Source organism: Mycobacterium xenopi, assembly GCF_009936235.1.
Lineage (GTDB): Bacteria > Actinomycetota > Actinomycetes > Mycobacteriales > Mycobacteriaceae > Mycobacterium > Mycobacterium xenopi.
Map to the genome: position 1 here is coordinate 167,530 of NZ_AP022314.1, position 13,814 is coordinate 181,343.

10 protein-coding genes and 3 pseudogenes are annotated in these 13,814 nt (G+C 63.0%); 3 read left to right on the forward strand and 10 right to left on the reverse strand.

Translation table 11 applies throughout. The features are described from left to right. Window positions 1–238 precede the first annotated feature (238 nt). From MYXE_RS00680 to MYXE_RS00690, 3 genes and pseudogenes are all read right to left on the reverse strand, one after another. A pseudogene (locus MYXE_RS00680) lies at window positions 239–1,383 on the reverse strand (transposase); the annotation flags it as partial. A gap of 54 nt (window positions 1,384–1,437) precedes the next feature. Further along, window positions 1,438–2,712, reverse strand: a complete 1,275-nt coding sequence (locus MYXE_RS00685) for an IS256 family transposase (protein ID WP_415624506.1) — start codon at window positions 2,710–2,712, stop codon at window positions 1,438–1,440. Window positions 2,713–2,777: 65 nt separating this feature from the next. Then, window positions 2,778–3,065, reverse strand: a pseudogene (locus tag MYXE_RS00690) (IS110 family transposase); the annotation flags it as partial. Window positions 3,066–3,327: 262 nt separating this feature from the next. Between MYXE_RS00690 and MYXE_RS00695 the strand changes: the two are divergent. Next, window positions 3,328–4,332 (forward strand): annotated as a pseudogene (locus MYXE_RS00695) (HNH endonuclease signature motif containing protein); the annotation flags it as partial. Window positions 4,333–4,353: 21 nt separating this feature from the next. Further along, complete coding sequence (locus tag MYXE_RS00700) at window positions 4,354–5,793, forward strand: recombinase family protein (RefSeq protein ID WP_023870415.1); 1,440 nt, start codon at window positions 4,354–4,356, stop codon at window positions 5,791–5,793. Window positions 5,794–6,031: 238 nt separating this feature from the next. On the opposite strand, the gene MYXE_RS00705 is transcribed toward MYXE_RS00700, so the two are convergent. From MYXE_RS00705 to MYXE_RS00720, 4 genes are all read right to left on the reverse strand, one after another. Continuing rightward, window positions 6,032–6,556 (reverse strand): hypothetical protein, encoded by a 525-nt coding sequence (locus MYXE_RS00705; RefSeq protein WP_033720770.1) that lies wholly within the window; start codon window positions 6,554–6,556, stop codon window positions 6,032–6,034. Beyond that, window positions 6,546–7,646, reverse strand: a complete 1,101-nt coding sequence (locus MYXE_RS00710) for a helix-turn-helix domain-containing protein (protein ID WP_023870417.1) — start codon at window positions 7,644–7,646, stop codon at window positions 6,546–6,548. The genes MYXE_RS00705 and MYXE_RS00710 overlap by 11 nt, the downstream gene beginning before the upstream one ends. A 147-nt stretch (window positions 7,647–7,793) precedes the next feature. Continuing rightward, window positions 7,794–9,383 (reverse strand): SIR2 family protein, encoded by a 1,590-nt coding sequence (locus MYXE_RS00715; protein ID WP_033720768.1) that lies wholly within the window; start codon window positions 9,381–9,383, stop codon window positions 7,794–7,796. Window positions 9,384–9,528: 145 nt separating this feature from the next. Then, window positions 9,529–9,732 carry a three-helix bundle dimerization domain-containing protein gene (locus MYXE_RS00720; protein WP_078336429.1) on the reverse strand — a complete coding sequence of 68 codons (204 nt, stop codon included), beginning with the start codon at window positions 9,730–9,732 and terminating at the stop codon, window positions 9,529–9,531. A gap of 131 nt (window positions 9,733–9,863) precedes the next feature. On the opposite strand from MYXE_RS00720, the gene MYXE_RS00725 reads away from it, so the two are divergent. Further along, window positions 9,864–10,226, forward strand: coding sequence for a hypothetical protein (locus tag MYXE_RS00725; protein ID WP_023870420.1), 363 nt, complete (start codon window positions 9,864–9,866; stop codon window positions 10,224–10,226). Between the two features lie 393 nt (window positions 10,227–10,619). Here MYXE_RS00725 and MYXE_RS23710 read toward each other — a convergent pair whose 3' ends face one another. The 3 genes from MYXE_RS23710 to MYXE_RS00735 form a co-directional block, all read right to left on the reverse strand. Further along, a complete protein-coding gene (locus MYXE_RS23710) occupies window positions 10,620–10,784 on the reverse strand; it encodes a hypothetical protein (protein WP_023870421.1) in 165 nt (54 codons plus the stop codon). Then, window positions 10,777–12,207 carry a replication initiator gene (locus tag MYXE_RS00730; RefSeq protein ID WP_225332406.1) on the reverse strand — a complete coding sequence of 477 codons (1,431 nt, stop codon included), beginning with the start codon at window positions 12,205–12,207 and terminating at the stop codon, window positions 10,777–10,779. The genes MYXE_RS23710 and MYXE_RS00730 overlap by 8 nt, the downstream gene beginning before the upstream one ends. 67 nt (window positions 12,208–12,274) lie before the next feature. Then, window positions 12,275–13,729 (reverse strand): FtsK/SpoIIIE domain-containing protein, encoded by a 1,455-nt coding sequence (locus tag MYXE_RS00735; RefSeq protein WP_033720764.1) that lies wholly within the window; start codon window positions 13,727–13,729, stop codon window positions 12,275–12,277. Between the last annotated feature and the right edge of the window lie 85 nt (window positions 13,730–13,814).

Below are 13,814 nucleotides of genomic sequence, written 5' to 3' on the forward strand. Positions count from 1 at the left end.
GCCGTCGGAGTGCGACTACTTGGCTGTGATTGTCTGGTCTACCTTGACTTGGCTCACGATCCGGGGTTTGCGGGTAGTTGCGGCGGGTTGACCCGTTGTTGTTCGGTTTTGGATGCGGGGCGAGTGAGTCTCGCGCGGTCGAGCACCGCGTTGGGCCAATCAGGCTGTGCCGCTGAGCAGATGATGACGGCACCGCCCGGCGCGGATCGGTGGCCCAAACTTGAGTTCCTAACTGAAGTCAGGCCACTTGTGGGCTCGTCGTAGGCTTGGGTTTAGCGGGCTGGGATGTTGGAGCGCTTGGCGACTCCTGTGACGCCTGGCCGGCCTTATTGCGGCGCTTGTGCATGAGTTTGTGGCGGGCGTGGTCGCGCTGGCGGGGGTCGAGTTGGTAACGCTGTTTGATGATGACGCGGCCTTGGGATTCTGTAATCGCGGTTCCGTCGATGTCGCGCAGTTGGTAGCGCTGTCCTGCGCGCATGCAGGTGGCGATGCGGGTGACCAGCATGGTGGCAAGGTGGCAGATCGCTGAGTCGTGGTGGCGGTCCCCGGCCATCAGACGCTGGTACTTTGCGGCAGATTGGGGGTCGACTTTGCGTGCCTGATCGGCTGCGGTGTAAAGCATTTCGCGCAGTAGTGGGTCGCCGGCCTTGGTGATCGACGATTCGGTCTTGACCACCCCTGATTGGCTGACTTTCGGGATTAGTCCGGTGTAGGCGCGGATCGCCGCAAGCGAGGTGAACCGGTGCGGGTCGCCGATCTGGCCGGCGATGACCGCGCTGATGGTGGGGCCGACGCCGGGTGCGGACGCGACGATCCCCTGCGGGTCGGCGTCTGTGTAGAGGTTGGCGATCCGCTCGTCGATCGCTTTGATCTGACGGGTCAAAAACAATGCTTGTTCGGCCTCGTGGGCGATATCGGCGGACAGTTCGGCGAAGTCCATCCCATCGGTGCCCTCGACATTCCATAGGGCGAGGGTTTCTCTGGCTGCGGCGATTAGGCCGGCGGCATGCTCGTCACGCCAATTGCCACGGGGACCGCGTGGCAAGGAACCGGGCCAGTCTGGCCTGGCCGAGCCGGATCACTGCGTGCGGATCGGCGTAACGAGCCAAAAGTTCCAGCGCGGCGTTACCGTAATTCGAGCCCAGTACCGCATACCAGGTCGGTCCCAGCGATCAGCGCGTCGAGGCGGGCGTAGACCGCGGTGCGGGGCTTGACCATAGTGGAACGCTGCTTGACCAGCCGCCGCAACGGATTAGCCGGCCCTTGGCCGGAATACTCACGCAGCCCATCAGGATGCAGCAGCGGCAGCCGGGCCAAAAGCTCCGAGTCGATCCGGTCGTTCTTGGCGTGCTTGGAGTAGTACTTGCGCAGGTCAGCCGACTGGAGCCTGTCACGAATTCTGTGTAAGTCTGAGGTAATTTGACTACGAATTGTATTCTAACACAATGGGATTCGGCCTGGGAACAGTTTGGCGAGTGTGTTCAACGCCACAGTCCAGTTGTAGGTCCCGGTGCCCGAATAACCTCCTCTCTCGCTGGAGATGTTGCGCAAACCCAGATACAGCAACTTCATCGCCGAGTCCTTGTCCGGGAAGTGGCCGCGGTTCTTGGTGATTTTGCGTAGCTGGAAATTTATCGACTCGATCGCGTTAGTGGTGTAGACGATCTTGCGCAGCTCCACTGGATAGTCCAGGAACGGCACGAATTCGGGCCAGGCTTTGCGCCACACGTCGACCGCGCCGGGATATTGGGCCCCGTACGTGGTGTCGAATTCCTTCAGTGCCAGCTCGGCGGCATCCACGGTAGGGGCGCTGTAGATCGCCCGCATGGATGAGGCGACCTTTTTGCGGTCCTTGTAAGACACGAACCGCATCGCGTTGCGGATCACGTGCACCACGCAGGTCTGCACGACAGTGTCGGGGTAAATCGAGCGGATCGCATCGGGCAGGCCGGTCAGCCCGTCGCAGCAGGCGATAAGGATGTCGCGCACCCCGCGGTTGCGCAGGTCGATGACGACTTTCTGCCAAAATTTGGCGCCCTCGGAATCTTGGATCCAGCAGCCCAGGGCGTGTTTGCGCCCATCGAGGTCCACGCCAATGGCCAGGTAGGCCACCTTGGTGCCCACCACCCCGTTGTCGGCGATCCGTAGCCGCAGCCCGTCGATATACAGGATCGGGTAGACCTCATCGAGCGGGCGCGATTGCCAGGCCTTGATCTCATCGACCACCACCTCGGTGATATTGGAGATCAGCTCCCGCGACACCTTGGCCCCGTACACCTCTTCGAGGTGGGCCTCGATATCCCGGGTGGTCATGCCACGCGAATACAACGACAGCACTACCGAATTGATGTTGTTGAGCCGGCGCTTCTTTTTAGGCACGATCACCGGCTCAAAGGTGCCGTTGCGATCCCGCGGCACCGCGATATCGACCGGGCCGTTAACCGTGGTCACCGTCTTCGCCGAAGACCCATTGCGAGAATTACCCGACCCGCGGCCGGCCGGGTCACCGGATTCATAACCCAAATGGTGGGTCATCTCGGTTTGTAAGGCCCGCTCGAGCACCGCCTTGGTCAGTTCGGTCAGCAAACCATCCGCGCCGTCGATCGGGGTGCCCGATTTCACCGCGTCCTTGATCAGCGAATCCAGGGTCTCGGCCGAAAACGTCTCCGCCAGTTGGCGAGCCGCCGACTTCTCCTTACCAGCCGACTCCATGACCTTCGTCACAAAACACTCCTTCTGTCCGCCCAGATGGCGGTCCGATGATGGACCACCCCGGACTTACACAGATGGAATGACACGCCCGCCGACTGCGTGGTCGGCACCATCACCACCTTCGCGCCGCGCCGGCGAAACCACTCGGCGATCACGATCCAGGCGTTTCTGGTGGGCTCTAGGACCACCGTCAGCTCGGCCGGATCCTTGACACCCGCATCGGCCCACACCCGCTCCAGCTCCTCGGTGCGGGTCATGAACTTACGACCCCGCCACACCGTCTTGCCGTCACGGGACAGCGTCGCTTGATGCGCAGCCCGAACCGCAACGTCGATCCCCAACGTCAATGTCACTGTAAAACCCTTCTGCCACTGGCTCTTTCAGACCACCAGGTGACTGAGCGCCGCGGCCACGGCCCAGACATTCTCTAAGCAGGAGTCCACACCCACCGGCTGGCTCCAAGTTCCCGAACAAGGACACCGCACGACCAGACACCGAAGTCCACGGGAGGCCGCTCAAACTTCAGGGATCACCACGTGTCCCAGTCGGACCCTCGGACCTGCCCGTGGACTCACACAGAGGCTAAATGTCAGACCCGGCTGCGATGATGACGGTATGTCGTCGACCGCTGCGCCTGCTGCCACCGGGTTGAGTCCTGCCGAGCGTCTTGAGGTGTTGTTCGAGGAGTTGGCGGAGTTGGCCGGTCAGCGCAACGCCATTGATGGGCGCATCGTGCAGATCGTCGCCGAGCTGGATCGCGACGAGCTGTGCGGCGCCACCGGTGCGCGCTCGGTGGCGGCGTTGGTGGCCTGGAAGCTCGGCTTGTCGTCGACCAACGCCCACACGATCACCACCGTGGCGCGCCGGCTAGAAGAGTTTCCCCGCTGCGCGGCGGGCCTGGCCGAGGGCCGGCTGTCGCTGGATCAGGTCGGGGTCATCGCCGCACGGGCCGGTGAGGGATCCGATGAGCATTACGCGCAGTTGGCGGCGGTGGCCACGGTCAACCAGTTGCGCACCGCGGTGCGGCTCGAACCGCGACCCCAACCCGAGCCGCAGCGGCCAGCGCCGCGTTCGATCACCAAGACCAGCGATGAGCGGTCCAGTTGTTGGCGGATCAGACTTCCCCACGACGAGGCGGCCACGTTCGACGCCGCCCTGGCCTCTCACCTCGATGCGCTGATCGCCGAGTGGAAACACGACCACGGCGAGCGCGGGTCAAAGAATTGTCCCCCGCTGCCGAGCACGATCGATGCGTTTATGCGCCTGGTCGAGACGGGCTGGGACGCCGATGCCACCCGCCGGCCCCACGGCCAGCACACCACCGTGGTGATGCACGTCGACGTTGAACGGCGCGCCGCCGCGCTGCATTTGGGTCCGCTGCTGTCGGATGCCGAACGCCAATATCTGACCTGTGATGCCCTCTGTGAAGTGTGGTTCGAACGGGCCGGCGAGCCCATCGGCGCCGGCCGCGCCACGCGGCTGATCGGCCGGCGGCTGCGCCGCGCCCTCGAGCACCGCCACCCCACCTGTGCAGTCCCCGGCTGCGGGGCCACCCGCGGCCTGCACGCCCACCACATAACCCACTGGGAAGACGGCGGGCCCACCGAATTATCCAAGCTCAAATGTCGCTAAACTACCCTCATGGCGAAACCGAGAACTCCCGGTCAACGCGTCGGGGTGCGGTCGGCGGCGATCTACGCCCGGATCTCCGCCGATGTGGAGGGCACCGGGCTGGGAGTGGCACGTCAGTTGGAGGACTGCCGCAAGCTCGCCGCTGATCGGGGCTGGCAGGTCGGCGATGAGTACGTCGACAACGATGTATCGGCCTACTCGGGCAAGCCGCGTCGCGAGTACGCCCGGATGTTGGATGACCTGAAATCCGGTGCGCGTGATGCGGTGATCGTCTACAACCTCGACCGTCTGCATCGTCGCCCGGTCGAGTTGGAAGACTTCGTCACCCTGTGTGAAGTGGCGGGCGTGCGCGATGTCGCCACCGTGACCGCCGACATCGATCTCGGCAACGATGACGGGTTGTTCATGGCCCGGATTTTCGCCGCGTTCGCCGCCAAAGAATCCGGCCGCAAATCCGCGCGTATCCGCCGCAAAATGCTGCAGAACGCCGAACAAGGATTGCCGCACGGCCCAGCGCGGCCGTTCGGCTACGAACCCGACAAAATCACCCTCCGCCCCGACGAAGCGAAAGTCGTTCGGGAGATGGTGGACCGCTACCTGGCCGGGGCATCGATCCGATCGTTGACGATTTGGCTCAACGACACCGGGATCGCCCCGCCCGCGTCCACGTCGTGGCAGACCACCACCGTCCGCCACATCCTGGCCTCAGGACGGATTGCCGGGTTGCGCGAGCATCACGGGGAGGTGATCGGTCCCGCGGCGTGGCCGGCGATCATCACCCCCGCCGAGCGGGACCGCATCCTCGCCCGGATGACTGCCCGCTCAGTGACCAAGACCCGCGCCCCACGCACCTACCTACTGTCTGGGATGCTGCGCTGCGGACGCTGCGGGAACCGCTTGTTTTCCCAAGCCCGCCACAACAATCCAACCAACCGAGTCCGCCGCTACGTCTGCCTCAAAGGCCCCGACCACGGCGGCTGCGGCCGACTCACCGTGGTCGCGCAACCAGTCGAAGAACTGTTGACTGACGCGGTACTGACCCGACTGGACTCCCCGCAGCTCGCCGACGCCCTGAACGGGAAAGCCAGAGTCGACGCTGATGTCGCCGCGCTCGCTGCGCAGCTAGAAGCCGACCAGGCCCGCCTCGACGAGCTCGCCGCACTCTATGCCGAGGGCGCGGTGACCGCACGGGAATGGATCGCTGCCCGCGACCCCATCACCAACCGCATCACCCAAACCCGCCGCGACATCGCAAAAGCCACCGACACCAGCTCAATAGTGGACCTCGTGGGCACCGGCAACGCGCTACGCGGCCAATGGGACGGCCTCGACATCGACCGCCAACAAGCCATCATCAAATCAGTACTCGACCACGCCGTCATCGCACCCGGCACCCCCGGCTCCCGCGGCCTCGACATCAACCGCGTCCAGCCAGTTTGGCGTGTGTAGATCGCGCTTCTGTCGCGCAGGCACGACTGTCGCAAACTGTTCCAGATTGGACCCGTGTGACAATCCGGCTGGTGTCCGACTTGCTATTTCGTCGTTCATGCCAGGCGTCCTGGTCAACGGCGACAGGCGCTGCCGACTTAGCATCGGATCACAGAGGGCGCACTGTGCAGATCAGTCCTGGCGACCGGTGCGCCATGATCAGCCATGAGTGACACCTGACCGGCAGTGTGAAACCGGGTCACCTGAACAGCTCAGCGCCGGATCTCACGGGCAGGCGCATATCTGTGGCGAGTAGGGCATCGATCAGAGCGATAGTCTGGTTTTGGTCTCGGTCGAAGATCTCGGTGTGAGCTTGCGCGACCAGCCGCATCGTATCGATGAACGGTATGTGGCGCAGTTTCGCTTGTTCCACTGCCGCGCGTTCATCGAGAACTGCAACCAGTCCACGATGTTTGGCACAGGCGATGACGGCGCACTCGCCCATGTGCTCACCAGTGCCGCCCCCAAGCACCACTTTGACGTGCAGTGCTGTCCATTGTTCGTCGTCATTCATGAATATCCGCTCTGCCCACGCTGCCGAATCCACAGAAGGCACACCAGGATGGAGGTTTCTTGCCTTGTCGATCTCCACTTCGACCTCGCGCGGCACCAGCACGATGCCCTGAGGAGCCAAGCGCTCAAGGACACCGCTGTGACCGGCGCGGCAGAAATGGGTGAATGTGCTGGTGTCCATCACCCATTGCGCGGCGGGGTCAGTCCCCACCGACCGCGAACAGCGTTCGTAGGCTGGCGAGAGATTCCGTTTCCCGCTCTGGAAGATCGTCGCGGGTCATCGTTGCGCGAAGCAGTTCGATTGTCCTGGCGGCGGTCAATCGACCGGATGTGTAGCCCTCTACACATGCGGCGGCGAACCCTGGTGAAAGATAAGGGCATTTCGGTTCGTCGTCCCAGGATAGTTCCAGCCGAACGTAATCCCCGTGGCGGGGTTCATGGTCCAGTAGAGACTGAAACACCTCATATGAAATGAGGTCCAGGTTCTTTAACTGACCGACCGCCGCCTTCCAGCTCAGCCGAAACTGTGCTCCGACAGCGAGTGCACGGTCACGGGTGCTCCATTCGCTGTGTTCGTTCCAGACCTTTACCACTCCTGCACGAGGAGCGAGGAAGTGGATGGCGAATGACATGATCATCTTCTCGTGATCATCACCTGGTGACCCGTCATAGGCGTCGCCACACAGCCAGTGCCCGAGTTCATGCGCGAGGGTCATACGCCGTCGACCAGAGCGAACGTGCCCGTTGACAACGGCAACCGCCACGCCGTGGCTGACCTCAACGCACCCACCGTCAGGTCCGTTCTCGCCCAGCGACGCCGCATAGGTGTACAGCCCCAATCGTTCGCACACGTGCGCGAGGTGGTGTACGGGCTCATTGCCGATATCGAGCTGGTCTCGGACGTGCCTCGCCAATTGCTCGGCATCCTGGTGAGTGTGCGGGGTACGTGCCTCCTGGTCCCGCTTGACGGGATGAAGCAGGCCCATGTCGAGCAGCGTCCGCGTATCGCTGGCGAACAACTCGATCTCGTCGTCGAGGGCCCGCGAGGTCTCATCGGGTCGGGCGCTGTCTGACCGGCGGCTGACCACTGCTGGCAGCGGCTCGTTGACGAAGAAGGCGAGCGGACGCCTCAGCGCCTCTGCGATGGCGACCATCTCGGTCATGGCGAGTTTGCGTTCGCCCTTCTCGGCACGAACCAGCGCCGTGCGCTCCATGTCGACCAGCTCAGCGAGTTTGCTCTGAGGGATGCCCGCGTCTTCTCGCGCTCGGGCAACACGGTGTCCAAGCGTTACGTGGTCCATGTGTGCGATTTTCACACATGAAGGTCGGAGTGTCGATACCGGGCCCTCTACCTGCGGAATTACGCGGCTGTAGTTCCCAGCCCAACGACACCACTGCCGCAGAACCATGGGAGATGGTCACGGTCTCCGGAGCCGGCGAGATCGGACTCACGCAGCGGTCCAGTCCGCCTTGGGACCGTACTTGAGTAGGTCGTAGATGCACACCGCCTTCGTGAACTGTGAGGTCATTTTGCCGTCCTCGTCGGTGTATTCATTCTCACATTCGATTAGGAAGTTCTTGAGCACCCGAGGCTCTATTGCGGTGTGCGCGAACGCCCCGAAGTGTGCCAGCACCTCATCGGTCGTGCAGTACTGGATCATCCCCTTGAGCGACTTATGTGTCTGCGCAAGAGTTTTCGCCTTGCGCATAATGCTGGTGCTGGGCCGCAGGTTGCTGGTGTCCTGAATGCGTTTCAGCAACTTTGGTGAGATGTCCTGGTCGTCCTTGATGTGCCCGCTGGTGTCGAGATACCCCGCCGCCCTCAGATACTTGTACATCGGGAAATTGCCGGCACGACTCATCATCTCGGGCAGCGTCATCTTCACCACGAAGTCAGAATCGAATTCCGCTGTCTCGTGCAGCACGTCGTGGCAGAGATCCTGGCGGGCGACCATCTTGTATCCACGCTTCTGAACCGCGGCAATAACTCCCACTCCGACGACGAACTCTGCATCGTCGTCAACAACTGCGTCGAGGTCGGTCACGTGCAGGAGCCTGTCCTGAGCCTCACTGTCGAGTACGAGCTTGTACAGTTTCTCCTTGATCTGGCGCAGGGTCCGCCTCGGAATCTTCTGATCGAGAGCGGCTAGGACATCGAAGATCGCCTGGAAGTCGGGCACGGTGATCGCGCGAACGGGCACGTTGTGGGCATTGGCACCAATAACCGTCGGCACCATCGAATGCTGGCTACCTTCCTGCCAGTTCACGAACAGCAACCGATCCTGCAACCGCGACATGTGCTCGTCGGTGAGACAACTGGCAAGACTTCCAAGGATCGACTGGACGTTGCTGTCGGTCATGCTGTAGCCGATGAAGATCACCGGATGCTCGGCGAAGAACGTCAGGAGCTTCGCCGCGAGGTAGGCGTTGCGGTCGCGAAACACTGCGTAGTCGGACTCTGTGATGACTAAACTGTTCGGGTCGTCCAGACTGCCGTGGATCTTGTAAATCTCGGCGATTCCAGTCGGATCGGAGAAGACAAGCTCATCCTGCCCGACGAACACACGATAGTCGGGGAAGACCGTCTCAAGGAACGGGTCGTAGTTCGTCGTGATGATCGCGTCGACCTTGGCGTTACGCAGTGCATCGACCTCTGACCTCAGCGCTCTGGGAATCGAACTCTTTAAACCTATGTCCTTCAGAACCTCGGCGACATAGATCTTGAGCGCGCTGTCGGGTCGAATCAGCTTGTCGGAGTGCTTATTCCGCAGCGGCTTCTCCTTGGCAGTCCACAGCCTGTCCTTGAGCGGCTCCACGAGTAGCTCGGCAATCTTCGGCAGGTCTTCGCTGGCGGTCGACCTGTAGTAACTGAACTCACGGTCGGTCATGCCTGCCAGCATTTCCAGCAGTGACTGCCAGTCCGGCATGTTGAGATATCGCCGCGAAACCCCCGACCCAGCGAACAGGATCGGCGCAGCGGCGAAGCGCGCGAGATGCGCAGCAAGGTCGCTGCGGAACTTGTCATCGAACCCTGCCACTGATCACCTTCCGATTGACGGCAACGTCAACCGGCAGAGTATCGCGGCCGTTGCTGTTAACTGGGCTAAATAGGTGTAAGCGATCAGAGTCCGCATGGCTCCGCCCCCGGTCTTGACGGCAGGGGGCGACTCGACCCAAGCGGAATTAGGCGCTGGTTGCCATGTGATGCTGTGCAAGATGGCTGCGCGCGTGCTTCTCGACGAACAGCGGAACGAAATCTCGAATCGGACTCGCATCAAACCGAGCGTGAGCCTTACGGACCGCAGCATCAACATCCGCCAACGTGACCCCGGGAAACTCCTGGATCAGTCTGCGCTCAACCTCGGCCAACACCGTCTGCTCGGCAATCTCGATCATCGGCCACCAGGATCCATGTCCAGTCCGATCGCCGTCAACCAACAGAACTATGAACCTCAGACGGCCGGCGAAGGTAGTCCGCTGGCACACCAGGTCACCGCAGAAGTGACACGATAATCCTCATGACCGATCCGAATGTCGCTCAGGCCGCGCTGCTGATCACCGCCATCAACGAGCAGCTTCGCGACATGACACGGAGGCTGGCGGTCGCCGAGCGTGAAGGGGCCTGCGGGCACCACCCGGCACGGGCACAAGAGATGCGCTCGGTCACCGCCGAGCTTCGCCGCGACATCGACCGGGCCCAGTTCCTCATCACGCGGCTACGCCACCGCTTCCCCGAAGTCGACGTCTACGCGCCGACTACGGCGGCGGACGGGACGGAAGGTGAGGTGCCGATCACCGAAGCCGCTCGCAGTGACAATGCCCGGAATCGGGCACCAAACAGCTCGACGAGCAGCGACGTGCGCCGAGTCATCGCAGGCTGAACCGCAGCACTTACTGCCCTCAATAGTGCGGCCGGCAGGTCGTCTCCCAGGGATATACCGCCCTCAGATTCGCGGCGAGAACAGCTGACGCCCAGCGTCACAGATCGACGTCGGTTTCCACTCTCCCCGACGACTCCTGATGTCGCCGCCGGACCGAGACCATCGATAAAGCACTACATCGACGACAACAACAACCGTCCCCTCGTCTTCTCTGGTCGCAGGCGACGGTGCGGGTCGTGACGGGTGATGTCAAGGCTCGAACCGTGGTTCGCCCGCACGCGGCGCTGGCGTTGACATCACCCGTCACAACTCAGCTTGGAGTTCTTGCATCCAGGAGAAGAACAGTGCCATATAGGCGCTTCGTCATGCTCGGCGGGATCGACTACTCGTGGTTTACCGCAGCAACATCGCGATGTCAGCCAGCACGGTGGGGTTGGTGACGGCAACCGATACCTGTTGGCGTTCGCACGATTCCGTGAGCCATTCGGTGAACTCTTCACGGCTGTACGATCTTTCGTCTCGGACATTCTTGGCGGTGTGGGGTTGTGGGCTAACCATCGAGCACCTCGACAGGAGCGCCACGGCGGGGCTGTCTTGCCTCGCGCGCGGTATGACGCTGCTGGATGCGGCGTAGTGAGGCGCTGATGATCAGTGTGCGTTCGCCGAGGCTCGCGTGCCCCGCGCGGTCGAATTCCCACGCGACCAGATCGTCATCGTCAACAGCGCCGCTGGAACCCCTATACGGTCTCTGATCAGGGTGTTGTGCAGTGCTCTTCGATTGTTGTTTGCGGGTCCAGGTGGCGCGCCGTTGCCGTAGGGCGGTCATGGTGGTGGAGTAGCGGCGGGACTTGGAGGTGATGTGACCGCGGAACCCGAGAGTGTGCAGCCACCGTCTGATCCCGCTGAGTCCTTTGTCGGCGAGCGCGCTGATGGTGGTCAGGATGGCACGCACATGCTCGGACACGTCCAGGTCGCCGATCGCTTCGGTGGAGAGGCGTCGTGCGCTGATTCCGAGGTCGGCCAGGGACTTGGTGACGTACTTGGCGAGATAGCGCGCCACCCGCCTCCCTGACAGTGACCCGGCGATACCTGAATTCTGCTCAGCCGAACCCGTTTTCTCGGGAGCCGAGGATGCGGTGAGGGGTTGGGTGTCGATCTGCGTACCGAACCTGATCCTCCGCACGGCGCTGTCGGTGGTGGGATCGGTCAGGGCGAGCGTCACGGTGCGGGCCGCGTGCTCGATGATGGCGGCAAGTTTGGTTGCACTGGTGGGTGATTCCCAATCGGTCTGATCCGGGTCGTCACCGTTCTCGTGCGGATCGAGGCGGATCAGGGCGTGGATGTGCGGGATGGCGCGGACTTGCAGTTCAATGATTTTGATGAAGCTGACCCGCACCCCGTCCGGATCCACACCTGTGGCTTTCAGTTCTTTGTGTAGGGCGCGTCGCAGGGTGATGGTGAAGCGGCGCCACAGTTCAGGTAGGTGCCAGGTGAACAGCACATGCCCGACGTAGTCGTAGCACTCGCTACAGAGCGGCTGACCGACACGGCCTTCGCCATGATCATGGACGGTGCTGCACCACAACGGTTTTCCATGAGGGCAGCGGCGATAGCCACCGATGCGGTGATGATCCCGACACACGCCGCGCTTGCCGTCGCCACCGCGTGTGGCCGCATGAACGGCCCCGTAGCTGGGGGCGGTAAGGGTGAGGAACACTTGCGGCCGGTCGGCCACCGTGATGGGCATGCCGTGATGCCCGCCCGCGGCGCCGGCATGGACGAGTTGCCAGGTGTCGCGAGCGTAGAGGTCCGAGCAGGAGGGGCAGATGTGGGCGCGGCGATTATTGCACCGCGTCCACACCACCCGATCCCGCCTGTATTCATCGGCACCGACGAGTTGGATGGGGTGGGCGCAGAATCCAACTGATTCGGCTCGCCGCCACCATGATTCGAACCCCATCGAAGATGCTCGGCGCACCATCTGCTCGACCACCTTCGCCGTGTCGACCGTGTCCGGCACCCCGGGCAGGGCGAGCTGGCCCAGGTAATCAACGCTGTTCACTGTTGCCCTCACCCGAAGTGTGGCCGGCATCGGTGGCGCGTGGCCGGCGGGTGCTGCTTGCTCGGCTGGTGGGGCGGCGGAAGCGGCGCGCGAGGGTGGTGATGTCGTGGTCGGTGACGTGGAAGGCCCGCACCCGCTGCGGCTGAGCGGTGCCGTCGATCAGCATGTACCCGACACCCGGGGCGGTGTCGGGGATCCGGTCGCATTCCGCCCCGGCGTCACGGGCTCCTTGCCCGAGGACCATGGTGGTTTGGGTGGCTTCGGTCAGCCGCAACCCGATCCGCACGGTGAACAGCTGCCGCACCGGCAGGGTGTCTTTGGCCGGGTCTTGCACCGCGGCCACCACACTGATCCCCACTGCGCGGCCTTGGGAGAGCAGCAGGCCGAGGAGTTGTTCAATTTCGGTGCGGACCTTGCGGTCGGTCACATACGCAGTCAACGCGGCGATCTCATCGATCACCACTACAAACAACGGCTCAGCCGATGTCGGGGTGTGTAGCCGGGTGTGGCCACGCAGCCGGTTGGCCCGTGCGTGCATCACCGTCACGAGTTGGCGGAGGAGTTCCAGGGTGGTGTCGGTGGCGTCGTGGGTGAACACCGTGAACATCGGTGCCCCGGCGCCCAGTTCCATGCCGCCTTTGGGATCGATGACACACAACCGCACCAGCCCGGTTTTCACCGCTGGGGCGATCCCGGCAATCAGCGACCACAACACCGAGCCTTTCCCGGCGCCGGTGGCTCCCGCGATCAGCACATGATGGCCGAGCAGCGGTAGCTGCCAGCTGTGGCGGGTTTCGGTGATCCCCACCGGCACGGCCCCCAGATCCACCGGGGTCACCGCGGTGGGTATCGGCAGACCAATGGGTTCGGCGAGCACATCCCCGCGCATCAACGTGATCTTCAGTTCGCCGGGGGCGGTCGCGCGGATGGTGATCCGGTCGGCGCGCCACGCGGCGGCCAACGCATCGGATTGCTTGTGCCAGTCGGCCGTCGATTGGCCGGTGACGATCCGCACCGCCAACACATCGGTGGTTCTGCCGATGCGCACGTAGCGCAGTGTGGGTGTGAGGGTGCGTTCGCCGAGGCGGGCGGCCAGGCCGTGCAGGGTGCATGTCGATTCCCAGCTGCGGGTGTAGCGCGACCAGGTCAGCCACCGTCGGCGTACCGGTTCGGTCACCCAGCCGCGAAACGAGCCTCGATCGAGCCACGCCCAGCCTGCATACGCGACGCTCGGTGCGAGCGCGCAGACTAGGCCCGCACGCGGGCCATGGGTGATGCCGAGTGCGAGGCTGGCGATGATGGGGAGGCTGATGGCCGGGAACAGCGCCGCCCACCACAGCAGATATCCGGCCGCGGTGAACAGAGACATGACCAGATCCCCGAACCAGTCATCATCATTATTCTGCTCAGTGTTGTTGGTGTTCCTATTGTTTAATGCCATGTCAGGTGCCCTTCGTGAGCGAAATGGTCGGCAGGAGTTCCCCGGGGGTGGGGCGCGACGATCTGCTCAACGCGCGCCCCAACCC

Excerpts from the sequence above, each read along its gene's own strand:
- MYXE_RS00685 (WP_415624506.1), bottom strand. The coding sequence starts at position 2,712 with ATGGAGTCGGCTGGTAAGGAGAAGTCGGCGGCTCGCCAACTGGCGGAG.
- MYXE_RS00700 (WP_023870415.1), top strand. The coding sequence starts at position 4,354 with ATGGCGAAACCGAGAACTCCCGGTCAACGCGTCGGGGTGCGGTCGGCG.
- MYXE_RS00710 (WP_023870417.1), bottom strand. The coding sequence starts at position 7,646 with ATGGACCACGTAACGCTTGGACACCGTGTTGCCCGAGCGCGAGAAGAC.
- MYXE_RS00725 (WP_023870420.1), top strand. The coding sequence starts at position 9,864 with ATGACCGATCCGAATGTCGCTCAGGCCGCGCTGCTGATCACCGCCATC.
- MYXE_RS23710 (WP_023870421.1), bottom strand. The coding sequence starts at position 10,784 with ATGGTTAGCCCACAACCCCACACCGCCAAGAATGTCCGAGACGAAAGA.
- MYXE_RS00730 (WP_225332406.1), bottom strand. The coding sequence starts at position 12,207 with ATGGTGCGCCGAGCATCTTCGATGGGGTTCGAATCATGGTGGCGGCGA.
- MYXE_RS00735 (WP_033720764.1), bottom strand. The coding sequence starts at position 13,729 with ATGGCATTAAACAATAGGAACACCAACAACACTGAGCAGAATAATGAT.